Source organism: Faecalibacter bovis (genome assembly GCF_017948305.1).
Taxonomy (GTDB): Bacteria; Bacteroidota; Bacteroidia; order Flavobacteriales; family Weeksellaceae; genus Empedobacter; species Empedobacter bovis.
On sequence record NZ_CP072842.1, the window covers coordinates 2,434,305 to 2,457,969 of the forward strand.

The 23,665-nt window shown below is 29.2% G+C and carries 27 protein-coding genes; 15 read left to right on the forward strand and 12 right to left on the reverse strand.

Features of this window, described 5'->3' with window-relative positions; all coding sequences use genetic code 11:
* The first annotated feature begins 101 nt into the window (after nt 1–101).
* The 4 genes from J9309_RS11715 to J9309_RS11730 all read left to right on the forward strand — a co-directional run bounded on the left by J9309_RS11715 (nt 102) and on the right by J9309_RS11730 (nt 3,568).
* Nucleotides 102–980, forward strand: coding sequence for a pirin family protein (locus J9309_RS11715; protein ID WP_230476067.1), 879 nt, complete (start codon nt 102–104; stop codon nt 978–980).
* A 12-nt stretch (nt 981–992) separates the two neighbouring features.
* The gene (locus J9309_RS11720; RefSeq protein ID WP_230476068.1) at nt 993–1,388 is read left to right on the forward strand and encodes an OsmC family protein; all 396 of its coding nucleotides are present in this window, start codon (nt 993–995) and stop codon (nt 1,386–1,388) included.
* A 221-nt stretch (nt 1,389–1,609) separates the two neighbouring features.
* Nucleotides 1,610–2,656 carry a hypothetical protein gene (locus tag J9309_RS11725; protein ID WP_230476069.1) on the forward strand — a complete coding sequence of 349 codons (1,047 nt, stop codon included), beginning with the start codon at nt 1,610–1,612 and terminating at the stop codon, nt 2,654–2,656.
* A 567-nt stretch (nt 2,657–3,223) separates the two neighbouring features.
* On the forward strand, nt 3,224–3,568 hold the full coding sequence (locus J9309_RS11730) for a hypothetical protein (protein WP_230476070.1): 345 nt from the start codon (nt 3,224–3,226) through the stop codon (nt 3,566–3,568).
* A gap of 207 nt (nt 3,569–3,775) precedes the next feature.
* Here J9309_RS11730 and J9309_RS11735 read toward each other — a convergent pair whose 3' ends face one another.
* Entirely contained in the window at nt 3,776–4,330 is a 555-nt protein-coding gene (locus J9309_RS11735) for a hypothetical protein (protein ID WP_230476071.1), read from the reverse strand.
* Nucleotides 4,330–6,327, reverse strand: coding sequence for an NAD-dependent DNA ligase LigA (gene ligA, locus J9309_RS11740; RefSeq protein WP_230476072.1), 1,998 nt, complete (start codon nt 6,325–6,327; stop codon nt 4,330–4,332). Before ligA ends, J9309_RS11735 begins: the two co-directional genes overlap by 1 nt.
* 101 nt (nt 6,328–6,428) lie before the next feature.
* Here ligA and J9309_RS11745 point away from each other — a divergent pair, with 101 nt between their 5' ends.
* Genes J9309_RS11745 through J9309_RS11760 form a run of 4 tightly spaced genes read left to right on the forward strand, consistent with a single transcriptional unit; the run spans nt 6,429 to nt 8,668 of the window.
* Nucleotides 6,429–6,683, forward strand: a complete 255-nt coding sequence (locus J9309_RS11745) for a hypothetical protein (RefSeq protein WP_230476073.1) — start codon at nt 6,429–6,431, stop codon at nt 6,681–6,683.
* A gap of 7 nt (nt 6,684–6,690) precedes the next feature.
* On the forward strand, nt 6,691–7,101 hold the full coding sequence (locus J9309_RS11750; RefSeq protein ID WP_230476074.1) for a hypothetical protein: 411 nt from the start codon (nt 6,691–6,693) through the stop codon (nt 7,099–7,101).
* The gene (locus J9309_RS11755; RefSeq protein ID WP_230476075.1) at nt 7,091–7,519 is read left to right on the forward strand and encodes a hypothetical protein; all 429 of its coding nucleotides are present in this window, start codon (nt 7,091–7,093) and stop codon (nt 7,517–7,519) included. Before J9309_RS11750 ends, J9309_RS11755 begins: the two co-directional genes overlap by 11 nt.
* A 39-nt stretch (nt 7,520–7,558) precedes the next feature.
* Nucleotides 7,559–8,668, forward strand: a complete 1,110-nt coding sequence (locus J9309_RS11760; protein WP_230476076.1) for a serine hydrolase domain-containing protein — start codon at nt 7,559–7,561, stop codon at nt 8,666–8,668.
* Nucleotides 8,669–9,020: 352 nt separating this feature from the next.
* On the opposite strand, the gene J9309_RS11765 is transcribed toward J9309_RS11760, so the two are convergent.
* Nucleotides 9,021–9,761, reverse strand: a complete 741-nt coding sequence (locus tag J9309_RS11765; protein WP_230476077.1) for a hypothetical protein — start codon at nt 9,759–9,761, stop codon at nt 9,021–9,023.
* Between the two features lie 236 nt (nt 9,762–9,997).
* On the opposite strand from J9309_RS11765, the gene J9309_RS11770 reads away from it, so the two are divergent.
* From J9309_RS11770 to J9309_RS11780, 3 genes are all read left to right on the forward strand, one after another.
* The gene (locus J9309_RS11770) at nt 9,998–10,936 is read left to right on the forward strand and encodes a hypothetical protein (RefSeq protein WP_230476078.1); all 939 of its coding nucleotides are present in this window, start codon (nt 9,998–10,000) and stop codon (nt 10,934–10,936) included.
* An 89-nt stretch (nt 10,937–11,025) separates the two neighbouring features.
* Nucleotides 11,026–11,268 (forward strand): hypothetical protein, encoded by a 243-nt coding sequence (locus J9309_RS11775; protein ID WP_230476079.1) that lies wholly within the window; start codon nt 11,026–11,028, stop codon nt 11,266–11,268.
* A 163-nt stretch (nt 11,269–11,431) separates the two neighbouring features.
* The gene (locus J9309_RS11780; protein ID WP_230476080.1) at nt 11,432–12,088 is read left to right on the forward strand and encodes an HAD family hydrolase; all 657 of its coding nucleotides are present in this window, start codon (nt 11,432–11,434) and stop codon (nt 12,086–12,088) included.
* A gap of 27 nt (nt 12,089–12,115) precedes the next feature.
* Here J9309_RS11780 and J9309_RS11785 read toward each other — a convergent pair whose 3' ends face one another.
* Genes J9309_RS11785 through J9309_RS11800 form a run of 4 tightly spaced genes read right to left on the reverse strand, consistent with a single transcriptional unit; the run spans nt 12,116 to nt 14,920 of the window.
* A complete protein-coding gene (locus J9309_RS11785) occupies nt 12,116–12,757 on the reverse strand; it encodes a DUF4919 domain-containing protein (RefSeq protein ID WP_230476081.1) in 642 nt (213 codons plus the stop codon).
* Nucleotides 12,758–12,812: 55 nt separating this feature from the next.
* Nucleotides 12,813–13,421 carry a fumarylacetoacetate hydrolase family protein gene (locus J9309_RS11790; protein ID WP_230476082.1) on the reverse strand — a complete coding sequence of 203 codons (609 nt, stop codon included), beginning with the start codon at nt 13,419–13,421 and terminating at the stop codon, nt 12,813–12,815.
* Nucleotides 13,422–13,425: 4 nt separating this feature from the next.
* Nucleotides 13,426–14,184, reverse strand: a complete 759-nt coding sequence (locus tag J9309_RS11795; RefSeq protein ID WP_230476083.1) for a 3'-5' exonuclease — start codon at nt 14,182–14,184, stop codon at nt 13,426–13,428.
* The gene (locus tag J9309_RS11800) at nt 14,171–14,920 is read right to left on the reverse strand and encodes a CDP-alcohol phosphatidyltransferase family protein (protein ID WP_230476084.1); all 750 of its coding nucleotides are present in this window, start codon (nt 14,918–14,920) and stop codon (nt 14,171–14,173) included. Before J9309_RS11800 ends, J9309_RS11795 begins: the two co-directional genes overlap by 14 nt.
* 102 nt (nt 14,921–15,022) lie before the next feature.
* Here J9309_RS11800 and J9309_RS11805 point away from each other — a divergent pair, with 102 nt between their 5' ends.
* Nucleotides 15,023–16,123, forward strand: coding sequence for a putative type IX sorting system protein PorV2 (locus tag J9309_RS11805; RefSeq protein ID WP_230476085.1), 1,101 nt, complete (start codon nt 15,023–15,025; stop codon nt 16,121–16,123).
* Nucleotides 16,124–16,391: 268 nt separating this feature from the next.
* On the opposite strand, the gene J9309_RS11810 is transcribed toward J9309_RS11805, so the two are convergent.
* Nucleotides 16,392–17,213, reverse strand: coding sequence for a hypothetical protein (locus tag J9309_RS11810; RefSeq protein ID WP_230476086.1), 822 nt, complete (start codon nt 17,211–17,213; stop codon nt 16,392–16,394).
* A gap of 3 nt (nt 17,214–17,216) precedes the next feature.
* The gene (locus tag J9309_RS11815) at nt 17,217–18,047 is read right to left on the reverse strand and encodes a sulfurtransferase (protein WP_230476087.1); all 831 of its coding nucleotides are present in this window, start codon (nt 18,045–18,047) and stop codon (nt 17,217–17,219) included.
* A 165-nt stretch (nt 18,048–18,212) separates the two neighbouring features.
* Between J9309_RS11815 and J9309_RS11820 the strand changes: the two genes are divergently transcribed.
* Entirely contained in the window at nt 18,213–19,193 is a 981-nt protein-coding gene (locus J9309_RS11820) for an OmpA family protein (protein WP_230476088.1), read from the forward strand.
* 32 nt (nt 19,194–19,225) lie between these two features.
* Here J9309_RS11820 and pafA read toward each other — a convergent pair whose 3' ends face one another.
* A complete protein-coding gene (pafA, locus tag J9309_RS11825; protein WP_230476089.1) occupies nt 19,226–20,872 on the reverse strand; it encodes an alkaline phosphatase PafA in 1,647 nt (548 codons plus the stop codon).
* 115 nt (nt 20,873–20,987) lie between these two features.
* Here pafA and J9309_RS11830 point away from each other — a divergent pair, with 115 nt between their 5' ends.
* Complete coding sequence (locus J9309_RS11830) at nt 20,988–21,413, forward strand: SRPBCC family protein (protein ID WP_230476090.1); 426 nt, start codon at nt 20,988–20,990, stop codon at nt 21,411–21,413.
* Nucleotides 21,414–21,464: 51 nt separating this feature from the next.
* Here the strand turns inward: J9309_RS11830 and J9309_RS11835 are convergent, their stop codons facing one another.
* The gene (locus J9309_RS11835; protein ID WP_230476091.1) at nt 21,465–21,671 is read right to left on the reverse strand and encodes a hypothetical protein; all 207 of its coding nucleotides are present in this window, start codon (nt 21,669–21,671) and stop codon (nt 21,465–21,467) included.
* Between the two features lie 136 nt (nt 21,672–21,807).
* On the opposite strand from J9309_RS11835, the gene fumC reads away from it, so the two are divergent.
* Complete coding sequence (gene fumC, locus J9309_RS11840) at nt 21,808–23,205, forward strand: class II fumarate hydratase (protein ID WP_230476092.1); 1,398 nt, start codon at nt 21,808–21,810, stop codon at nt 23,203–23,205.
* Between the two features lie 49 nt (nt 23,206–23,254).
* On the opposite strand, the gene J9309_RS11845 is transcribed toward fumC, so the two are convergent.
* Nucleotides 23,255–23,626, reverse strand: coding sequence for a hypothetical protein (locus J9309_RS11845; RefSeq protein ID WP_230476093.1), 372 nt, complete (start codon nt 23,624–23,626; stop codon nt 23,255–23,257).
* Nucleotides 23,627–23,665 lie beyond the last annotated feature (39 nt).

Consider the following 23,665-nt stretch of genomic DNA (forward strand, 5'->3'; position numbering starts at 1 on the left):
CTAAAATATTTCAAAAGTCAGCCCATAAGGCTGACTTTTTTTATTATCTTACATCAACTATTAAATTTAGTTTTAATCCTAAATTTGTAAAAACAATCACTATGTCAAACGTTGATTTAATTATAGAAGAAAGAGCTGCTGATTTAGGAAACTTCCTTGTTGGTCGTCTTTTACCATTCCGCCAAAAAAGATCAGTTGGACCATTTGTATTTATAGATCATATGGGACCTGCACATTTAAAAGATTATCAAAATTTAGATGTTGGCCCACATCCACATATCGGACTTTCTACATTAACTTATCTTTTCGAAGGCTCTATCCAACATAAAGATAGTTTAGGAAATGATTTAGAAATTACTCCAGGAGCTGTCAATTGGATGGATGGTGGTAAAGGTGTAGTGCATTCAGAACGCACACCAGAATATTTACGTACAACTGATAAGGTTTTACATGGTTTACAAATTTGGATTGCTTTACCTAAAGAAAAGGAAGAAATTGATCCAAGTTTTACGCATATAGAAGCCGATAAATTACCAACTTGGTCAGAAAATGGAATCGATTTTAAACTGATTGCAGGTAAATACAAAGACTTAGAATCTCCAGTTCCTGTACATTCTCCATTATATTATATTGAAGCAAAAGCTAACGTAGATGGAGTTGTAAATTTAGGTGAAGGACTATTCGGAGAATCAGCACTTTATATCTTAGAAGGTGAAGTAATAGATGAAGGTCAAATTTATGGTGAAAAACAATTATTAATCGCCAAAGATTCTACATTATGTACTTTAAATTTAAAAGCTGGTACAACAATTTATTTATTCGGAGGAGAACCTTTTCCTGAAGAACGATTTATATATTGGAACTTCGTTAGTTCTTCGAAAGATAGAATAGAACAAGCTAAAGAAGATTGGAAAAACCATCGTTTTCCTTTAGTTCCGGGAGACGACGATTATGTTCCAATGCCTGATTATAAAAAATAGAAAATAAGTAAAATGAGTGTTGAAATTAAAGGAAATTCTACTTCAGAAAATTATATTACAGAATTATCGACAAGAGGTTTAAATTTTATTGTTGACGAGCCATTTGATAAAGGTGGGAAAGATACCGCAGTAACTCCGATGGAATTAATTGGTGGTGCATTATCGTCTTGTACAATTATTACGTTACAAATGTATTTTAATCATAAAGGTTGGGAATACGATAAAGTTGAAGTGGATATCGATTTTGATTATTCTTCTTATCCAGTTACTTTTAAACGTGTAGTTAGAGTTACAGGATCATTTGATGACAATCAGAAAAAAAGAATTGGAGGAATTGCAAATGCTTGTCCAGTTCATAAATTACTTGAAAAAGGGAATACTGTTGAAACTACGATTGAAGTTATATAAACTTTAAAATAAATATCAAAACAAAGAGAAATTAGAAATAATTTCTCTTTGTTCGTTTATAGATAAAACATTAATTAGATAATTGATTTTTAGTTTATAATATCGCAGAAAAAGTGTTAATAAATTAAATTAATATGTTGTGATTTAGTTAACTTAATAAATACTTATATCTAGTTTGCATATAATTGACTAAATTGCGATTTATTAATAAAATTCATAACGTGACGCATCAACAAAGAACAAGTGCAATTCGTAAAGAAATTACACAATCATATAAAGACTTAAAGGCGAAATATCCCGTTCTTAAACATCAAAATGCTATTGGTTTTGCAATTTTTGCATTTGCAGTAGTGTTAAGTTTATTATTAGGTTATTTATGGTACATCGGTATTGTTCCTGCTTGGGTTTTAATACCTGCCAATGCATTTTTATTTGGATTATTACACGAATTAGAACACGATTTAATCCATTATATGTATTTTAAAAGTAACAGAGCGGTTCATAATTTTATGTTAGGATGGATTTGGATTTTAAGACCATTAACACTTAATCCTTGGTTCCGTAGAACTCTTCATTTCCATCACCATCGTTTCTCTGGAACTTTACATGATGTTGAAGAGCGTGGAGTAACGAATGGAGAAAAATGGTCATTAAAACGTTTAATCTTTACGCCAGATTTAGTATTAGGTAATTTATTACGCGTTGTTGGATTATTTGGTGACATCAAAAAAGAAGTTGAAAATGGTAACTTAAAATTTGAAGTTGCAAATAAATTAAAACTTTACGGGGTATTTGGTTTAATTCCTTTAACAATTATTGCTCACATTTTGTTATACATTTATTCTGCTGATGCGGTAGTAAATTTTATTAATGGAATTTTTAATACAGATTTTGTTTTACCTACTTGGATAGACGCTGTTTTACAATGGAGTAATCCTATTATTTACATTGTTTTATTACCAAACTTATTACGTCAATTTTCTTTGCATTTCATTACTTCTAATCTTCATTATTTTGGTGATGTAGAAAAAGGAAATGTAATTGAACAAACACAAGTTTTAACTGTTTGGTGGACTTATCCTTTCCAAATCTTTTGTTTCTTTTTTGGTTGGACACATGCAATTCATCATTTTGTTGTTAACGAAACATTTTATGTACGTCATATTGCTCGTAAAAAAGCTCACGAAGTAATGAAGGCTCATGGTGTACGATTTAATGATTTGGGAACTTTCAGAAGAGCAAATCGTTTCCACGAAACTTCTAAATAAAAATTGTTTTAGATCTAATATATATGCGACCCGATGAGGTCGCTTTTTTTTTGCAATAGATTTAATTATTCTCCGTTTTGAATTTATGTTTAAAACATTTCCGTTTACTAAATTGTTTCTATTATCGATATTATTAATAATTATCGGATGGATTTTTAACGCATTAATTTGGACTGGATTCATTCCTTGGTTTAATCAAGGAATTTTCATTGCTATAGCAATAATGTATTTTGGATTTGCATTATGTATAGTTAGTTTAATCTTGGGTTTATTTAAAATTATTCGAAATGTCTAGATATTTCAAAACACTATTAATTATAAGTTTATCATTATTTATTTTTATCCAATTTCAAAGATTTTTAAATCTGCAAGTAATAAGCTTTGTCCTTTATATCGTTGAAATTTTATTATTCATTTCAATTCTAGTAATGATTCTAGTTGGGATTTATAAATGGATGAATAATCCAATACGTTCTCATATAGTCGCTTTATGTATAAGCAGTATTATATTAGGACTAATTGCATATAAACCATTCGGTTTTATAAATGATAAAATGATTTATGGTGATGATGTTTTGTTTGTTTATTTATAAAGAAGGTGTAGCAAGTTGTAGTTCTTCATTTTCTTTTATAAAGAATGGGATCTATATTCAAGAATCTTTTTGTTTCGGACCGAGTAGAAAAGTAGGTAATTATATAGTTAGGAATGATACGTTATATTTTGATACTTTAAAGATTAACCAATATAAATTTGGAATAATAAATCGTAAAGATTCTGTCTTAGGAATGTACTTAACCAAACCAAGAACGGCTAAAGATTTTAATCACTTTCAACTTGATTCAGCTCAACTGCAAAAGAAAATAAATCAATCTGAAATAGCATATTATAAAATTTATACGATAAATGATTGAAAATAGATATTTGAGTAAAGTGAAATTAAAATGGGTGATTTTATTATTTGCTTTTATTATAATTATAATTGCCGGATTTCTATGTTTTGGTCTATATCTTATGTCTATTGAAGATCGATACGGTGATATTAATTACAATTTTGATACGATAAATGATTGATATAATTAAATAAAAAAAAGCGACCTTATCGGGTCGCTTTTTAAGTTTTAATAATCTTCTAACTTCTTAAATTGAACGGTATCGTTATTTTTCTTAAAAATAAACTCAGAAGATTTAACTGTATATTCATCTAACTTATCATAAGTTTCAATGATATACATTTCTTTATGTCGATAGTTTCGTATTACATTATTTCCATGCTTACGGTTCATTTCATCTCTCAAATTCAATAAAGTTGGAGAGATTAAAAAATCATTTCTATTTTCAATTCTTTTAATGATTTCATTCACTTCAGTCGAATCTAAAATAAAAGTAGTTTCCTGTTGAACAGACTTAAAACCTGAAATATCATTGGTAAGAATTCTTAGAGGTCCTTTCACCTGAATTTTAGCCGCTTGAAAGTCAACTAAAGCATCATCTTTACTGTACATTTTCCCTCTGTAAGCCAAACTTATCAAAGGAATAGAAACAACTAAAAAAACACCTAAACTTATACCAATAGCAGCTCTTGGATAACCTGCCATTCTGATTCCGAAATAAATAAATGGAACCAACAATAAAATAATGATTCCTAAAAGAATCACAGCAAAACCAGCACCCATTATCCGTTAATCATTGTTAAAAATTCATCTTCAGTTAAAACTACAACTGTCCCAATTTCTTCAGCTTTCTTTAATTTACTTCCAGCTTTTTCTCCTGCAATTAAGTAATTTAAGTTTTTAGAAACGGCAGATATATTTTTTCCTCCGTTGGCTTCGACCATTTTCTGCGCTTCAGTTCGTGTAAATTTTGTTAAAGTTCCTGTAAATAAGAAAGTTTTTCCTTCTAATGCATCTGATAATGGTTTAGCTTCTTCGCCAATTTCAAAATTTAATCCGTATGCACGTAATCGTTCAATTAAAGCTAAATTATCTTCATCTTTAAAGTAATCTTTGATTGAAATCGCAATTTTTTCTCCAATATCTCCAACCGAAACTAATTCTTCCATCGTAGCAGCCATTAATCGGTCAATATTTTGAAAATGTTTTACTAATTTCTTGGCAACCGTTTCACCTACGTGTCGGATTCCTATTGCATAAAGCACTTTCTCAAAAGGTTGTTCCTTCGATTTTTCAACCGAATTAATAATATTTTGAGCAGATTTTTCAGCCATTCGATCCAATGGTAAAATATCTTCCTTTTGTAACGTATAGAAATCAGCTACGTTATTAACTAACCCAGCTTGGAATAGTAGAGCCGCAGTTTCGCCACCAATACTATCAATATTCATCGCTTTACGAGAAATAAAATGTTCTAATTTTCCGATAATTTGTGGTTCACAACCCGTATCATTCGGACAATAATGTTGCGCTTCACCTTCTTTACGAATCAATTCTGTACCACAAGACGGACATTCTTTAATAAATTCGATTTCTTGAGTTCCAGGTTCGCGAACATCTGTATTTACTCCAACAATTTTTGGTATAATTTCTCCACCTTTTTCCACATAAACCTTATCTCCAATGCGAATATCCAATTTCTTAATAATATCTTCATTGTGAACTGATGCACGTTTTACGATCGTTCCAGCTAATGATACAGGCGCTAAATTAGCAACAGGTGTAATTGCTCCTGTACGACCAACTTGGTAATCGATACTTAATAATTCAGTTTCGGCAGCTTCGGCTTTAAATTTATAAGCCATTGCCCAACGTGGAGCTTTAGCTGTATATCCTAATTCTTCTTGTTGTGCTAATGAATTAACTTTTATAACAATTCCGTCAGTTTCGTAAGGTAAATTTTTACGTTCAGTATCCCAATAATTCACAAACTCTAAAACTTCCTCTAAAGAAGAACATAATTTTGACGTATTCGGAACTTTAAAGCCAAGCTCATTTGCACCTTGTAGCATATCCCATTGTGTAGCATATGGTAAATTGTTACCTACAAAATAATACGGAAAACATTGTAAACCACGTTTAGATACTTCAGTATTATCTTGTAATTTTAAAGATCCTGAGGCTGTATTCCTAGGATTGGCATATAATTCTAATCCATTATTCGCACGTTCTTCATTAATCAATTTAAACGTATCCAAAGGAATCGTAATTTCGCCTCGCATATAAAATCTTTCCGGAAAATTGCCTTTTAATTTTAAAGGTATGGATTGAATTGTACGAATGTTATTTGTAATCTCGTCACCCTGATAACCATCACCACGAGTTACGGCTTGTTTCAATTCTCCATTTTCGTAATAAATAGAAATAGACGCACCATCATACTTTAATTCACAAACAAATTCTACTTTTTCGTCTCCTAATTGTTTCTCGATACGTTTTTCCCAATCTTGTAAATCTTCAACTGAATAAGAATTATCTAAAGAATACATTCTAAATTCGTGTTGAATCGTTGGGAAATTTTTAGTGATCATACCACCAACACGTTGAGAAGGTGAATTGACATCAAAAAATAGTGGATTTTCTTGTTCTAATTTTATCAATTCTTTCAATTTCAAATCAAATTCAAAATCAGAAATTGAAGGATTATCTAAAACGTAGTAATTGTAATTATGTTGACTGATTTCTTCGCGTAAAGCAAGGATTCTTTCTTGAATATTCATAGTCTTAAAACTTGTAAGCAAAGATAATTCGTAGATTTAATAAGCACAATTTTTAAAATAAATTAAGAGTCATTATATTTAATTACTTTAAAGAAATAAATATGAATAACATTTTAGATACATTAAATACAAAATCTAAAGATTTTGAAAATACAGTTTCAATTGTTACAACTGGGGCTGCTGCAGGAATTGCAATTTCGAAAGGAATTAATAGAAATCAAAAAATAGGTGCTTTAGTTGGAATTGGAGTCGGATTAGCTATTTATACTTTATTTGCACCGAAAAGTGAATTAAAAAAAGTAGGTAAGGCAATAGGTAATCAAATCAAGGAAATAGAAAATAAGTTTGAAAAGTAAATATTTTTTGATCGCTAGCATTGTAGTCTATACAATCAGTTTGTTTTGTCCGATCTACTTTCCAAAAGATATTATAGCTGATAAAATAATTTCTTATGATTTTTTTGGTTATCAAGCTGTTGCATTAGGATGGATGTTATTTGCTTACGTTGATTTTTTCTGTTGGTTAGCTAATTTTACTTTATTGATTTCATGGATTTTCTATCGTAAAAAATTTGCTAATTATTTGGTTTCAATCGGAACTTTTTTAGCTTTTCTTTTCGGAATTAATCATGTCACTCAGTTAAATTTTATGCAAGTACGTGAATATGATTTAACATTATTTGGATATTGGTTTTGGATTATAGCTATGCTTTTACAGATTGTAGCTACAAAATTGTTCCAAAAAGAAAAAGCTATTATAGCAGATGAAAACTAAAAATTATCTCTTAATAAGTATAGCTTGTTTTTTATTAAGTCTTGCATTACCAGTACAATATGATTTGTCAGAATCATTTGAAGAATTCAACTTTTCTCATTCAGTTGGTTTATTGTATTTACTTTGTGGTTATATAACAATTTTTGATGAAAAAATAGACTTTATTTGTTGGCTTGGAAATTTAACAATTTTACTAAGTTGGATTTTCTTTAGGAAAAATAAAGTAAGTAAATTTCTAAGTGTTTTAGCATTTGTACAAATGTCCTTATTCGGTTTGGATTTGATTTTAAGAATAAATTTAATTAATGTGATAAATTATGAATCTTTTCCCGTAGGTTACTTATTCTGGCTAGCATCATCTATTTTTATGATATTTTATCATTTCAATCCAATTCAAAACAATATTAAAAATATATAAGTATTTCAAATCAAGATTTATTTCGTTAAATTATTCATTATGTATAAGCCATTTATCGTTTCAATATTATTATTGCCAACATTAGCGTTTAGTCAATTACAACCTGTTTTTCAAGAAAAAATCGATTCTATTTACGAAAAAAATAAGGATGCGATAGGAATTATAGTACATGTTGAAGCTCCTAATCATAATATATCTTGGAGTTATGCAAAAGGTGTTTCTGATGTTACAACTAATTCGATTTTAAATTCAAATCAACCAGTTTTAATCGCTAGTAATACGAAAACCTATGTTTCTGCTGCTATTTTACGTTTAGTTGAACTCGAAAAAATTAGTTTAGATCAACCAATTAAGTATCTATTATCTAAAGAAACTCGAAAGTTATTTGAGGATGATGGATATAATTTAGAAGAAATAACTGTAAAAAATTTATTATCACATACTTCTGGAATTCAAGATTACGCTGACCAATCTTATTTTGATTTTGTTATTCAGAATCCAACTTACAATTGGACGAAAGAAGAGCAAATGAAAAGAGCTGTTGAGGTTGGAACTCCTCAAAAAGTAGGTGAAAATTTCTTGTATGCAGATATCAATTATTTGCTTTTAACGGAAATTATTGAGCAAATAAATAAAAAGCCGTTTTATAAATCGATGAGAGATTTACTTAAATTTAAAGAATTAGGTTTATCGAAAACATGGTTTATTAATTTAGAGAAGTATCCAAATCAAACGCTGGCTTTGGCACATCAATATTCTACTAAAAATAAGATGGATTCTTATCAAATCAATCCTTCTTGGGATCTTTATGGCGGTGGTGGTTATGCATCGACAGCAAAAGAAGCAGCATTATTTTACCATAATTTGTTTGAAGGTAATATCATCAAAAATCAAATGGTTTTAAATAAAATGATTTCTTATGTTTTGCCAGTTGAGAAAACGGATTATTGTTTAGGAATTTCAAATACTTTTCATTCTGATTTAGGTTTCAGCGTTTATGCACATGGTGGTTTTTGGGGAACTGAAGTTTTATATTCACCAGAAATTAATGCGACGATTAGTATTTTTACTTTGCAACAAGATAAAAGTTATCTTATAAATCCGGTGATTGGAAAAGAGTTTCAAAAATTATTATTGGATAATAAGTAGTGTTGTATTAATCAATTTTTAACCAAATCAAAATAAAAATATAGAAAGTCAAATCTAATCGATTTGGCTTTTTTTGTGTTGTGAATTTGATAATTCCTTCTCGATGAGGTTTAGATAAAACCCAACAAAAAGTATAAATAATTATTAAATTTTTAAATAATCTAATATTTAAGCCAAAGTCTTTAGATTTCCACTACATAATTTGCTTGTAAAAGCTTTAAAAATGCCTTTTTATTTCGTTTATTAAGATATTCATAATTCAATCCCGAAACGAATTAGATAAAATATAATTTATACGCTTAAATAGTATTGATTTGTTAATGATTCAAATTGAAATTTCCAGATCGAAAAGCTAAAATTTCGCAGCATATAAAACACAAGCGGGGCATAGATCTTTTGTTTTTAGACTTTTTAATCCAAAAATAGAATTCATCTCAAAATATTCGATTTTACCTAAAAGTAATAAGAATCGGTTAGGAGGGAGGTTTGTGATTTCCCATTTCATTTCTTCAACTTTCTGATTTTGATATAACGTAATTTCACGTTGATTGTAAATAATTGCGTTTGGATTTTGTTCTAAATCAGGATCGATTGAACATAATATTAGGCTCAATTTCAGATGATCAAAAGGTTTATCTTTTACTTTTTGTTGAAATGACTTGGTATAAAGTTCAGGTATTGTAATAGTTAATTTATTGTTATCTTCATTAACAGGCAGATAATATGGCATAAAATCTTCCCATTTGGAATTTACATTAAAATTTAAACCAATATATTGTTTCGGGTTTCCATCTAAAAGTTTACGTTCGTTTGCATCCTTCGCATGATTATGGATTAATAATTCATATAAAACTTTGCGATGACGGTTGTGTAAATTTCCATCATTGATTAGATCTAATTGATGAATGAAAAAATTACGAATGGCTGATTCCTTAGAACTGGCGTAACCGAATTCGTTATTATTTTTCTTTACTTTTTCTGAAGTTTTAGTTTCATCAGCTACACGTTGTACAATTTGTTTCCCTCGATAATTACGATATACAAAATCTCCAATTTTACCTCTTATTAAACCATCTTTATCAATGCGAGCCATAGTTTTAAGTTTCTTTGATAATCTAAAATAAGTTAAAATCAATTCATATCAAAGTAAATATTTAATTATACTAATAAGTGAAGGATAGTGGAGCATTATGGAGTAATTATGGATTGATTGCTTTATTTTCTTATGTTAAACCTTTAATCTTCAGTTTTCTAAAATTTGATTTTGTATTACAATTGTTTTTATGAATCGGATGTGCTAAATTTGAGTAAATTCAATATAAAAATGCTATGAGTTCAATTCATAATTATTACATTACTTCACAATTATTTCAATTGATTGAAGAAAGAGTAGCTTCAGTAGAAGTTGAAAAAAAATTACGTCCAATCGCCGTAATGTTTGTTCGTTTATTTGATGATATTGATTTTAATATTTCAAACGAATTAGTAGCAGAAGCATTAGAAAAATTAATCTTTTTCGTACATAAAGATGGCATTACTTCAACAGTTGAATTTTCGCAAGTTGAAAAGTTTTTTACAGATGAAGATGATCAATTATTTTTAATCGTTAAAGGAGAAACTTATCAAGTTGTAGAGCCTGCAGAAGTTGATGAAGATGAAAATTTTGAAGAGGAAGCAGAAGGTGTTAAATACGAAGAAAATGCTGAAATTTCTTTAGATGATGAAGAGTCTTACATTGTAGTTGATGGTGATGAAATTATTGAAGAATACGAATTAAATGAAGAAATTACATTGGATGATGAAGATTCGTACCTTGTAATGGAAGATGAGGAAGAAGAAGTTGATGACAATAACGAAGGTTTAGCATTTACAATTCGTCCAATTATTTTAGATAATGCACATGCAGAATTAATTACTTTAGCTGCAACGACAGATTTAGACGAGTTATTAGAAGAGCAAATTGACGATTTACCAGCTTTTAAAGAAATTTTAGATCAATTAGAAGTTATTCGTAAAGAAGTTAAGAAAAAAGAAAAAGAAGATAAAAAGTCTAAAAAAGATAAGAAGAAAAAGAAAAAGTCTAAGAAGAAAAAAGACAAAAACAAGAAGGACAAAAAATCTAATAAAGACGATAAAAAGAAAGATCTAACAGCAAAAATAGCAAAGAAATTACATAACTATGTGATTGAAAAAGAACTTGAACAACAATTATTAATTGAATTTGTTGACTTAAAAAAACAAATAGATTACATCGTTATTCAATATTAATAACTTTTAAGCTTAGAGAAATCTAAGCTTTTTTTATGGATTTAATTTTTGGAATATTGTTTGATTTAATCCTTCTAAACATAAATTCTATGAAAACATTATTAAATATTTTAGGAAATAATTCTAAAACAAAAGGTACAAAATTAGGTTTATTAGCAACTGCAGCGACTACAGGTGTTACTGTAGCTCGTTTTTTAGGGAAACGTTCTATATACGGAATTGTTGGTGGTGTAGCGGTGTCATTAGCTGCTGATTATATCAAAAAGAAATATGATAAGAAATTAGAAGCAAATTCAAATCATCAAAATCCTGATGTAATTGAACATAAATAAAATATAAAAAGCAATTCTTACGAATTGCTTTTTTCATTTATAAATCAGATAAAAATAGTTTTAGTATCTCGGTAATTTAAAAAAAGTAATTATTCAGAATTTAATAATGAATTACAATCCATAAAGTAAGTTTAGTTTTTTACTTTTGCACAAACAAACACAAATGATAAAAACTGTAATTTTTGATATGGATGGTGTAATTGTGGATACGGAACCTGTTCACCACTATGCTTATCATGAACATTATAAGGAATTAAATATTCCAGTAACTCCAGAATTATTTGCAACTTTCACAGGTCAATCGACTAAAAATGTTTATCAAATTTTAAAGGATAAATTTAATTTGACTAAAGAGGTGAATGAGTTAGTTTTAAGAAAACGAGCAATTTTCAACGAAGCATTTGATACGAAACCTAATTTAGAATTAATTTCAGGTGTTGAAAATTTGATTAAAGATTTACATACCAATGGTTTTGAATTAATTTTAGCTTCTTCGGCTTCTAAATCAACGATTGATCGTGTGTTTAATCGTTTTGATTTGAATCAATTTTTTAAAGCTAAAGTTTCGGGCGAAGATTTTCCTAAATCTAAACCAGATCCAGCAATTTTTTTACACGCAGCTTCTTTAGCAAATTCTACAAAAGATGAATGCATCATTATAGAGGATTCGACCAACGGAATTGAAGCCGGTGTTAGAGCTAATATTAAAGTATTAGGTTATGTAAGTCAAAATACGAAACGACAAGATTTATCAAAAGCAACTTGGATTTGTGAAGATTTTAATACTATTGATGCGAATTTTATTCAGCAATTATCATAAAAAAAGGAGCTTTTAAAGCTCCTTTTTTTATTTAAAAATATTATTTCTTAAAATTTTAAAGTGAATTTTTTCACCATTTTTTTCAAATGTATCTATGGTATAATCTTTACTCATTTTAGAAGTACGATTTAATGAATTTGAATCTAATCCTAAAATTTGTAAAATAATATATTCATCGACAACACAGTTTAATTCAATTAAATGGTCTAAATCTGTTAGACTTTTATTTTCTTTTATAGCTTCAAATACAAGCTTAAATTTTTTCGAGTAATTATTTGCTTGATTAGTTCCATCTTTTGTTTCTCCATAGGCAAGAGAAAGTAAGAACAATATAGTTAAATTAGCAGGCATTTCTTCTAATTTAGCTTCAGCTTCTTGTATGAATTTTTTGAATTTTAGCTCTTTAAATTTAGCATATATTCCTGTAGTACTTATATCATATTTAAAACTTCCTAACGTGTTTATCGGCTGATAATACAACACTTGTAACTGATGTTTTGATAAATCTTGTGGGTTCTTCTCAAATTTTTCTTTTAAGTTTTCGAAATAAAATTCTGTATTTGTTGAATCTTTTGCTAAAGTCTCAATTCGTGCTAAATCAACAGGCATTTGCGCCTTCATTTCATTTGTAAATAGCAATAAAAATGCAGTAAGTAAAAGTTTATTCATATAGTGTATTAAAGTTTAAATATAAAAAAAGCGTTCCATTTGGAACGCTTAACTTTTATAATACTTTTACTTCGAATACTTTTTCATCGTTGATAAAACCTTCCAATGTATCTTTTGAATTGATTTTATTAACGCCTGCCGGAGTTCCTGTATAGATTAAATCTCCTTTTTTTAATGTGAAATATTTAGAACATTCCGCAATCAACGTATTGATATTAAAAATCATATCTTTTGTATTTGCAGTTTGAACTTGTTCTCCGTTTCGATTCATTGAAAAATTTAAGTTTTCTAAATCAAAATTTTCTTTCGGAAAAAATTCTGATACAAATGCCGATCCATCAAATGCTTTGGCAATTTCCCAAGGAAAACGTTTTTCTTTTAATTCTTGTTGCACATCACGAGCTGTAAAATCAATACCTAAACCAATTTCAGAAAAATAACGATCTGCAAATTGAGGTTGTATCATTTTACCAACACGATCAATTTTTATGACTAATTCAGTTTCAAAATGAACTTCTTTTGTAAACGTAGGAATTACAAACGGGAAATTCTTTCTTAAAATAGCAGAATCAGGCTTCATAAAAAACATTGGCGCATCAGGTACTTCATTATTTAGTTCTTTAGCATGCTCTTCGTAGTTGCGACCAACACAAATAATTTTCATATCGTTAGAATGATGATTTTAATTTAATTCTTGTAAAAACTTTTTTGGTATATAATGGAAAATCAGCATTCTGTATCCATGCGTAATATCCCGGATCTTTAGCGAATACATCTTTCACTTTTTGACCTTTATATTTCCCGAAACTAATCGTTTCATCTCCTTGCGCATCAATATGGATAAAACCTGCTAAATCTGCAGTTTTTCTTTGGCTCGAAAATTCGCTTAAAAATTGATTGTCATTTTCTAATTCTTCGTATTTCTCAACCTGTGCTTTAAAAATTTCGTAAGTTGCTAAAGTGTCAGCTTCAGCAGAATGCGCATCAACTAAATCTTTATCGCAATAATATTTATAAGCAGCAGATAAATTACGCGGTTCCATTTTGTGATAAATCACCTGAACGTCTATAGGACGATGTTTCGTTAAATCAAAATCAAAACCATTACGGATTAATTCTTCAGCTAATAAAGGAATATCAAATCGGTTTGAATTGAAACCGCCTAAATCAGAATCTTTTATCATTTCCATGATTTGCGGCGCAATTTCTTTAAAAGATGGAGCGTCTTTTACATCTTCGTCACTGATTCCATGAATTGCAGTTGTTTCTGGAGGAATCGGAATACCTGGATTTACTTTCCAAGTTTTTACTTCTTTTTCTCCGTTCGTTAATGCTTTAACAATAGAAATTTCTACAATTCTATCTTTAGATATATTGATTCCTGTCGTTTCTAAATCAAAGAAACAGATGTTTTTAGTCAAGTTCATTTGTGATTTTTTTTCTAAACAAAATTGAAATGATTACGTATAATAAAATTACAAAAGGAATAGCTGATATTTGAAATAATGCTAATAAGGCAATTGTAATTATTAAAAATATATATTTATAATTGTTTTCTTGCCACCCAAATCCTTTGAATTTGAAAGCAAACAACGGTAAATCTACAATTAATAAAATACTAAATACAATAGAAATTGCAATTAATAAATACGTATCAATTTCAGGGCTAATGATTTTTCCATTTGTATAATAAAGTGAAAAAATAGAGAATATAAATAAAGTATTAGATGGTGTTGCTAATCCTTTAAAATATGTTGTTTGATCTTCGTCTAAATTAAATTTAGCTAAACGTAAAGCTGAAAATGCTGGAACAAGTAAAGCAATTAGAGACAATGCAGAAATATTTAAATTTTCATTTTCAAATATAAAATCTGACGATAAATTATTCAGCATTGCAAATAACATTAAACCTGGAACCATTCCGAAAGAAATACAATCTGCCAATGAATCTAATTCTCCACCAATTGGACTACTTTGTTTTAATAAACGTGCGACCATTCCGTCTAAAAAATCTGCAACCAAAGAAATAATCATGAATATCATTACTAAAGTTACCGTTTGTGTAGTTACGTTTCCATTGCTTGATGCGATTAGAACGCAAGATAAAACTCCGCACGATAAGTTTAATAAGGTCAGATAATTAGGGATTGTAAATAATTTCATGTAAATAAATTTCAGCTACAAAAGTACAAACAAAAGCGATTATAGTAAAGAAAATACAATATTTCATTTAATTTTGAGTTCTAAATTGATAATTTAAAACCTTTGAAAAAAATTGTTTTCCTTATAAGCGTATTTACAAGTTTAGGCATTCAGGCACAAACTGCTCGAAAATACTCTAACGAATTTCTCAATATTGGTGTTGATGCACGTTCTTTTGCAATGGGTAATGCAGTTGTTGCCAATATTGGAAATGCGAACGCCAGTTATTGGAATCCTGCGGGTTTAACAGAAGTATATTGGGGAGTTGATGCTACTGCAATGCATGCTGAATATTTCCAATCGGTTGCTAAGTTTGACTATGCTGCTGTTGCTATTCCATTAAGAGAAAGTAATTCGACAGTTGCTTTTTCATTGATGCGCTTTGGTGTAGATGATATTTTAAATACAACTGAATTAATCGATAATCAAGGAAATATTAATTACGATAAAATCACAAAATTTTCTACTGCTGATTATGCTTTAACAATGTCTTATGCAGGTTATTTCTTAGGCAATAAAGATTTACAAGTTGGTGCAAATGCAAAAGTTGTATATCGCCACATTGGGAAATTTGCGAAAGGGATAGGTTTTGGATTAGATTTAGGTCTACAATATCGTACAGATGATGGTTGGTATTTAGGTGCTATGGCTCGTGATATTACAACGACTTTTAATGCTTGGAAAATTAATTATAACGAATTAAAACCAATCATAGTTGATGGACCTGCTGATCCTGAAGAAACAATTTTGAATGATTTACCAGCTGAAGGGACAGAATTAACTTTACCAAAATTACAAGTCGGAGTAGGGAAGAAGTTCCAATTTGATGATCGTTGGTCGTTATTAGGTGAAGTCGATTTAGGGATGGAATTCCAAGAAACAAATGCAGCATTATCTATGGGTAATTTCTCAATCAATCCAATGGTTGGTTTTGAATTAGGTTACGATGATATGGTTTTTGTTCGTGGTGGTTTAAATAATTTACAAGAAATAGAGCAATTTAACGGCGATAAGAAAACGAGTATTCAACCAAATATAGGAGTAGGTTTTAAGTATGGTGGAATTTCAATCGATTATGCGTTAACTAATTTCGGAGATCAAGGTTTAGGATTGTACTCAAACATTTTTTCATTACGATTAGATTTCGGACATTTAAGAAAATAATATAAAAAAGGTTAGAATTCAGTATTTTAACCTTTTTATTTGTTTTAATAATACATATAAATAATATATTCTATAGTATTAATAGAGTAATATGTGATTTCAAATGAAATTTATGAAACAAAAGGAGCAAACCACTCAGATTTTTAAAAATATTTTCGTTCTGGAATTTAATAAAAGAATTGAACTACCATAAGTTACATATATAATTGATCGATGTAACTGAGCTTTGGATTCATCGTAATTTTTGTAAATTAACATGATAAGAATTTTATAATTTTTCAACTTTATATGGATTAAAGGAATTGTATCCAAAATTTCGATCGTACCAATTTAATGGTTTAGTTTTCAAGATTTTTCGTTCATATTCGTAAGGAGAAATATAGAATTTTATTGAATCTCCAATTTTTAAATTTTTTAATCGAATTGAATCATCTTCATATGAAAAATCAAAATCCTTGTATTTTTTTAAATCAATGGTTGCAGTAGCGCTTCTTCCTTTGAAACGAATCTCATTTATTTGATCTTTCAATTCAATCCATCCAATTTCCTGAACAGAAGCTTGCATTAATTGATCTTGCTTACGTCTTAATACAACACCAAAAATAATTGTTAATAGTAAAGGTGTAAAACATAAAAAATAATAGAATTTATATTTCCAAGATCGTTGATAAAAGATATTTTTTTCACAATTTGATTCAAAAAAAGCTGAAATAGTCAGATTTGATGATGCTTCAAATTCAAATAGTTTATCACCCAAATGGATGGTTAAATATTCTATATCTTTTTTGTAATTATAATCATACGTAATTTCTTGAATTGGTGTTTTCTTCCAATTAAGATCAAATAATCCTTTCGTTAAAACATATTCTTCATGCAATTCGAAATATTCAACAGATAATGTTTTTTTGTAAATATAATATCCGAATAGAATTAAATAAATGAAAAAGAATATGGTGAATTCAAAGATGATTTCTTGAATCAAAATATATAAAATTACTGATCCAAGTATTAAAATTATAATATAGAAACTATACTTTAAAATATTATTTAATTGTAACGTAGACTCGTCGTAGTTTTTGTAAATCAACATTTGTTATTCAATCGGTAATTCTTCATCTTTTCCCCATTCAGCCCAAGAACCATCATATATTTTTATTACTTGTTGTTGATTAATTTGATGATTCGCTAAAGCTAAAATAGAAGCCGTAATTCCAGATCCGCAAGAAAAAATTAGTTCTTCTTTATCATTGAATTTTTCAAAAATTATAGCCAAATCATCATTAGATTTATAAAATTCATCTTCTAAAACCAATTCAAAAGGAATATTTCCAGCATTTTTGATATGACCTTTTCTTAAACCTGGACGTGGCTCATCGACCTCAGCATTAAATCTTACAGAAGAACGAGCATCAATTATTTTGATAGAAGGTTGCTCAATAGCATCTAAAACATCGTTAACATTAGCTAACCAATTTTCATTCAATTTTGCTTCAAAATTCCCTAAATTTTCAGCGATTTGATATGTTTTTGAAATATTTTTATTTGCATTTTTCCAAGCTATAATTCCACCATTTAAAACATAAACCTCAGCAAATCCCATTACCTTGAACATCCACCAAGCTCTCGGACTTGAATAAACTCCCCAACGGTCGTAACAAACAATTACACTATCTTTATTTATACCTAAAAATTGTGCTTCTTTTGTAAATGTTTTTTCATCAACAAGTGTGTGTGGCAATTCAGAACGTGAGTCAGAAAATCGATGTTCAATATCAAAAAAATGAGAATTTGGTATCAATTCAATATTCAAATCATCTAATTTTTTTCCAACTTTATCAATAGAACAATCTAATAAAATAAGATTTGGATCATCTAAAATAGTTTCTAATGCTTGTATAGAAATAATAGGTTGTTGAAACTTCATCGTTTTGTAGTGTTTAGTGTAAAAATATAATTTTTCGAGAATTAATTGTAAAATATTTCATTTAAATCATTATTGTAATTGAAACAAATAATAATTATTTAACTATTTGTAATTTGTTTATTTATAGAGCTTTCATATATTTATCTAATTATGAATTAGCATTTTATGAAAAGAATTATACTATTACTTGGCACAACTACTTTATTATTTTCGTGTAGTAAATCTGAAAATAAGACTGAGATAAAAACGAATGAAAAAATTATCAATGATAGTATCACAGTTTCAAATCCATTTTCTATCGAAAAAATACCATTTATAACCGCTTATATTGGCGATTTTCCATTTTTCACCCTTCCTGAGAATATTGTAGAAATGAACAAACCTTTGGTTCGAGATTTTGACATCATATATTTCCCAATAGAAAAGGAATATGAGCCTATTGAAGGTAAAATATATAAAGCGAATATAAAAGGTACAAGTGAGGTTCCGTTTTCACAGCATTATTTTATCAAAAGTTTAGAAGATTATTTAACCTCTATAGGTGCAGTGAAGGTTTTTGATGGAAAATTGACGAAAGAGCAATATCAAGAAAGAAAGGACAATGATCCAAACATTGGCAATGAAGGAGATATTGGATATGAAAATGAAGCAGTTAAATGTTATATAATTCGTACCAAAGAAAAAGGAAATATTTACGTACAATTTAGTGCTGATAATGCTTCAGGTAAATTAAACATTTTACAAGAAGGCAAACTAAATCAAACGATTAAGAAAGTTACATCTGATGTAATTGTGAAAGATTTGAATGAAAAAGGCAAATCTATTTTATACATTAATTTTGAAGTTGATAAATCTAAAGTTTCTTATGATGGTAAAGAACTTATCTCACAAATCGCAGAAGCTTTGAAAAAAGATCATTCTTTAAAAATATCGATAGAAGGACATACAGATAATTCGGGTGATGGAAATTACAATAAAAAATTATCAAGTGAACGGGCGAATGAAGTGCTAAAAAATTTAGTTCAATCTGGGATTGATAAAAATAGACTTTCAGCAAAGGGTTTGGGTGCAGAAAATCCTTTAGTAGCTAATGATACAGAAGAAAATAAAGCAAAAAATAGGCGAGTTGAATTGATTAAATTATAAAAAAAAGCGACCTCATCGGGTCGCTTTAAAATTTATTTTTGAAAAACTTCTACAACAGGTTTTCCTATGTTTCCGTTAGGTTCTTCAATTTTTAATAAGGCTGAAATTGTAGGAGCAATATCAGTCATATAAACCGGATTGTAATTTTTACCTGGTTTAATTCCCCAACCCATTAAAACGAATGGAATATGCGAATCATAAGAACCCCAAGTTCCATGTGTTGTTCCACCAGCATTTAATTTTCCACCGTACCATTGTGGATCTAAAATATAATTGATAACTCCACTTCGTTTTCTGTTATATCCATTAATCATACGTTCTTTTAATAATGCAGGAATTGGAGCTTGTCCAATTTTATCCATATCAACGGCAAAAGAAACACCATCTACTTTTCGTAAATAGTTTACAATATCTTCACGAATTTCTTCTTCATCTAGGTCTTGTTTTTCAATTACATCATAATTTAAATGAACTTGATAATTCGATAACGAGCGTACAATTTCTTTCGCATTGTATTCTTTTTCAAGAATTGCATTTAAATCTTTTTTTACTGTACTCGTCTGAAAATAACCAGCATTACCTTTTTTATCCTGAAAATATTTTGGATTGTGTGCACCACCATGGTCAGCACTTAAGAAAACTAAATATTCACCTTTTCCGATGTTTTTATCTAAATATTTAAAAATTTCACCTAAATCTTGATCTAAACGTAAATAAGTATCTTCAATTTCGATCGAATTTGGCGAAAATTGATGACCTACATAATCAGGAGAAGAAAATGAAACAGCAATAAAATCTGTAATTCCTTCGGCATTTTTACCTAATTTTTCATTTTCTATAATTGCTAAAGTAATGTCTTTAGTTAACGTATTTCCAAATGGAGTTGAGCGAATTAAACCTAATCCATTCTCTTTCGTCATTGCTTTTAAATCATAAGGAAACCTCATCGCTTCATTTCCTTTATAATTTGCTCGGTATGGATTTCCGTCTTTTTCACTCTGTAAATAGGTGTCAATAGGATATAATGTATTCCATTTTGTTAAGTATTTTTCAACATATTTTTTTTCATTGAATTTCGTTAACCATTTTGGCAATTCATCCATATAAAATGTACTCGTAATCCAATTTCCCGTCTCGCCATCAAACCAAAAAGCTGCATCACCAAAATGACCAGCAGGTAAAATTCCACCACGATCTTTTAATGAAACACCATAAACTTTTGAACGAAAATTATTTGATAATTTCAGCTGATCAGTTACAGTTGAAGTTAATAGATTTTTAGGAGACATTTTTCCAGCTTTAGATGTCGTACCAACACCATTTACCGAATCGTCTTGGGTGCAATACATATCTTGTCCTGTCGCTTGAATGATAAAATCATTTCCAGCAATACCATGTATAGCAGGGACAGATCCTGTATAAATTGTACTATGGCCAATTGCTGTATATGTAGGAACGTAAGGAATATAGGTGTTTTCGTTAGAAAAACCTTCGTTTAATAATCGGTTAAATCCTTCATTTGTATATCGATCTTGGAAACGATATAAATAATCCCAACGCATTTGATCTACTACAATACCAACTACTAATTTTGGTTTATCAGATTGTTTTTGTTGCGCATTAAGCGATAAACTCGCAAATAGAGATAAAACACCAATAAATGTTTTATTAAATTTCATGTGTATTTGTTTTAGATCACAAATTTAAGCATATTAATAATGATGCAATATTATCTAAATGTGAATTTTGGAATTATAATTGAATGAATTCTAATTGATCTTAAAACCACATATTATGATAGGAAATCTTATAATTATCGAAAAGCAATACAATTGCTCAATTGAAGCTTTATGGAATGCCATTTCAAAACCAGATGCGATGAAAGATTGGTATTTTGATGTAAAGGATTTTGAGCTAAAAATTGGAAATAAATTTGAATTTTATGCTGGTGAATATCTTCATGAATGTAAAATAGAAGATATCTTTTTATATCACAAATTGGTTTACACCTGGACATATCCAATGTATGATGGTGAATCGGTGGTAAGTTTTATCATAAATCCAGATCTTGAATTTGATAATGTTAGTCATTTAAAACTAATTCATGAAGGAATTGCAAGTTTTCCACAAGATGATACTAATTTTTCAAGAAATAGTTTTGAGGCTGGGTGGGAAGAGTTATTAGAAATTTCATTAAGAAATTACGTCGAAGACAAATAAAAAAAGGATTCAATATTGAATCCTTTTCATTTTTTCGAAAAAATGAAGGTCTTACTTTTTGTATAAAACAGTATATCCTTCTTGATTTGCAATTGTTTGGCGTGGCTCTTCAGCAGTGATAATACCAGCTTTTTCTTTACGAGTATTGTTCATCCACATTGGAATCCAGATAAATGGGATAGTTGCTAAGAAAGCAATACACCAGAATCCAGCAAATTCCATAAATAACCATGCAAAAAATCCTAAGAATTGTGCCATGACATATAATTTAGTTTTACAAAAGTATGATAATATTTTTAGTATTAAAACTAATAATTATCACTTTTCTTTAACAAATCGATTGCTTAAATTTGTAACATATAACATTTCAATTAACGAAATAATTTACAAAAAAATGGAATACAGAATTGAGAAAGACACAATGGGGGAAGTTAAAGTTCCTGCTGACAAATATTGGGGAGCTCAAACAGAACGTTCAAGAAATAACTTCAAAATTGGTGAAGCTGCTTCAATGCCAAAAGAAATCATTGAAGGTTTTGCTTACTTAAAGAAAGCTGCTGCTTATGCAAATGCTGAATTAGGTGTTTTACCAGTTGAAAAACGTGATGCGATTGCTGCAGTTTGTGACGAAATTTTAGCAGGTGAATTAGCTGACCAATTCCCATTAGTTATCTGGCAAACTGGATCAGGTACTCAATCTAATATGAATGTTAACGAAGTTATTGCAAACCGTGCTCAAGTTTTAGCTGGTGGTAAAATTGGTGAAGGTGAACCAGTTTTAAAAGCAAATGACGATGTAAATAAATCACAATCTTCTAATGATACTTACCCAACAGGTATGCACATTGCTGCTTACAAAGCTGTTGTAGAAGTTACAATTCCAGGTGTTGAACAATTACGTGATACTTTAGCTAAAAAAGCTGCTGAGTACATGAACGTTGTAAAAATTGGTCGTACACACTTAATGGATGCAACTCCATTAACATTAGGACAAGAATTATCAGGTTATGTAGCTCAATTAAACTACGGTTTAAAAGCTTTACGTAATACATTAGCACATTTATCTGAAGTTGCTTTAGGTGGAACTGCTGTTGGAACTGGATTAAATACTCCAGAAGGATATGATGTATTAGTTGCTAAATACATTGCTGAATTTACAGGACACCCATTTGTAACGGCAGAAAATAAATTTGAAGCTTTAGCTGCACACGATGCAATCGTTGAAACTCACGGAGCTTTAAAACAATTAGCTGTTTCATTAAACAAAATTGCGAATGATATCCGTATGTTAGCATCAGGACCTCGTTCAGGTATTGGAGAAATTTTAATTCCAGAAAACGAGCCAGGATCTTCTATCATGCCAGGAAAAGTAAATCCTACACAATGTGAGGCTTTAACTATGGTTGCTGCACAAGTAATGGGTAACGATGTTGCAATTACAATTGGTGGTACACAAGGACACTACGAATTAAACGTTTTCAAACCAGTAATGGCTGCTAATTTCTTACAATCAGCACGTTTAATCGGTGATGCTTGTGTTTCTTTTGACGAGCACTGTGCACAAGGAATTGAGCCTAACTATGATCGTATTAAAGAATTAGTAGATAACTCATTAATGTTAGTTACTGCTTTAAATACTAAAATTGGTTACTACAAAGCGGCTGAAATCGCTCAAACAGCTCACAAAAATAACTCTACATTAAAAGAAACTGCAATTGCATTAGGATATGTAACTGCTGAAGAATTTGACGAGTGGGTTAAACCTGAAGAAATGGTTGGATCTTTAAAATAAGATTTCAATATACAGATATAAAAAAGCCGTTCGAATCGAACGGCTTTTCTTATTTATATTTAAACGTAATTACTTTATAATCTTGATTTTTAAATTGACTCATCAAATAATCTCTTTCAGTATCTGCTTGTACTTTTTTGAAGTAGTTTTTCTCATATCCTGTTTGGATTTCTTTCGCAATCCCATGACCGATAATATGTTCTTTTACATCTTCAAATCTTTCTTTTGTGTTTTTATATAAATCACTTCTATTTATATCCAAAGCATATACATCTGATACATAAATATCTTTATTATAGCCATAATGAATGGTGTAAAAATAGAAAGTTGAATCTTCGCTAACATTATTTTTTGTTCTTGTTTGAGAAGAAACAAGGGTTGAAATGAATAACCCAACTACAAAAAGGTAAAAATGTTTCATAATTATATTATGTTTAGTGTCAATAAATTAAAGTTAAAC

Excerpts from the sequence above, each read along its gene's own strand:
- J9309_RS11795 (WP_230476083.1), bottom strand. The coding sequence starts at position 14,184 with ATGAACTTGACTAAAAACATCTGTTTCTTTGATTTAGAAACGACAGGA.
- J9309_RS11775 (WP_230476079.1), top strand. The coding sequence starts at position 11,026 with ATGAAAACATTATTAAATATTTTAGGAAATAATTCTAAAACAAAAGGT.
- J9309_RS11765 (WP_230476077.1), bottom strand. The coding sequence starts at position 9,761 with ATGGCTCGCATTGATAAAGATGGTTTAATAAGAGGTAAAATTGGAGAT.
- J9309_RS11810 (WP_230476086.1), bottom strand. The coding sequence starts at position 17,213 with ATGTTGATTTACAAAAACTACGACGAGTCTACGTTACAATTAAATAAT.
- J9309_RS11720 (WP_230476068.1), top strand. The coding sequence starts at position 993 with ATGAGTGTTGAAATTAAAGGAAATTCTACTTCAGAAAATTATATTACA.
- J9309_RS11835 (WP_230476091.1), bottom strand. The coding sequence starts at position 21,671 with ATGGCACAATTCTTAGGATTTTTTGCATGGTTATTTATGGAATTTGCT.
- J9309_RS11815 (WP_230476087.1), bottom strand. The coding sequence starts at position 18,047 with ATGAAGTTTCAACAACCTATTATTTCTATACAAGCATTAGAAACTATT.
- J9309_RS11755 (WP_230476075.1), top strand. The coding sequence starts at position 7,091 with ATGAAAACTAAAAATTATCTCTTAATAAGTATAGCTTGTTTTTTATTA.
- J9309_RS11830 (WP_230476090.1), top strand. The coding sequence starts at position 20,988 with ATGATAGGAAATCTTATAATTATCGAAAAGCAATACAATTGCTCAATT.
- J9309_RS11820 (WP_230476088.1), top strand. The coding sequence starts at position 18,213 with ATGAAAAGAATTATACTATTACTTGGCACAACTACTTTATTATTTTCG.
- J9309_RS11760 (WP_230476076.1), top strand. The coding sequence starts at position 7,559 with ATGTATAAGCCATTTATCGTTTCAATATTATTATTGCCAACATTAGCG.
- pafA (WP_230476089.1), bottom strand. The coding sequence starts at position 20,872 with ATGAAATTTAATAAAACATTTATTGGTGTTTTATCTCTATTTGCGAGT.
- J9309_RS11730 (WP_230476070.1), top strand. The coding sequence starts at position 3,224 with ATGATGTTTTGTTTGTTTATTTATAAAGAAGGTGTAGCAAGTTGTAGT.
- J9309_RS11790 (WP_230476082.1), bottom strand. The coding sequence starts at position 13,421 with ATGAAAATTATTTGTGTTGGTCGCAACTACGAAGAGCATGCTAAAGAA.
- J9309_RS11715 (WP_230476067.1), top strand. The coding sequence starts at position 102 with ATGTCAAACGTTGATTTAATTATAGAAGAAAGAGCTGCTGATTTAGGA.
- J9309_RS11735 (WP_230476071.1), bottom strand. The coding sequence starts at position 4,330 with ATGGGTGCTGGTTTTGCTGTGATTCTTTTAGGAATCATTATTTTATTG.
- J9309_RS11770 (WP_230476078.1), top strand. The coding sequence starts at position 9,998 with ATGAGTTCAATTCATAATTATTACATTACTTCACAATTATTTCAATTG.
- fumC (WP_230476092.1), top strand. The coding sequence starts at position 21,808 with ATGGAATACAGAATTGAGAAAGACACAATGGGGGAAGTTAAAGTTCCT.
- J9309_RS11845 (WP_230476093.1), bottom strand. The coding sequence starts at position 23,626 with ATGAAACATTTTTACCTTTTTGTAGTTGGGTTATTCATTTCAACCCTT.
- ligA (WP_230476072.1), bottom strand. The coding sequence starts at position 6,327 with ATGAATATTCAAGAAAGAATCCTTGCTTTACGCGAAGAAATCAGTCAA.
- J9309_RS11785 (WP_230476081.1), bottom strand. The coding sequence starts at position 12,757 with ATGAATAAACTTTTACTTACTGCATTTTTATTGCTATTTACAAATGAA.
- J9309_RS11745 (WP_230476073.1), top strand. The coding sequence starts at position 6,429 with ATGAATAACATTTTAGATACATTAAATACAAAATCTAAAGATTTTGAA.
- J9309_RS11780 (WP_230476080.1), top strand. The coding sequence starts at position 11,432 with ATGATAAAAACTGTAATTTTTGATATGGATGGTGTAATTGTGGATACG.
- J9309_RS11800 (WP_230476084.1), bottom strand. The coding sequence starts at position 14,920 with ATGAAATTATTTACAATCCCTAATTATCTGACCTTATTAAACTTATCG.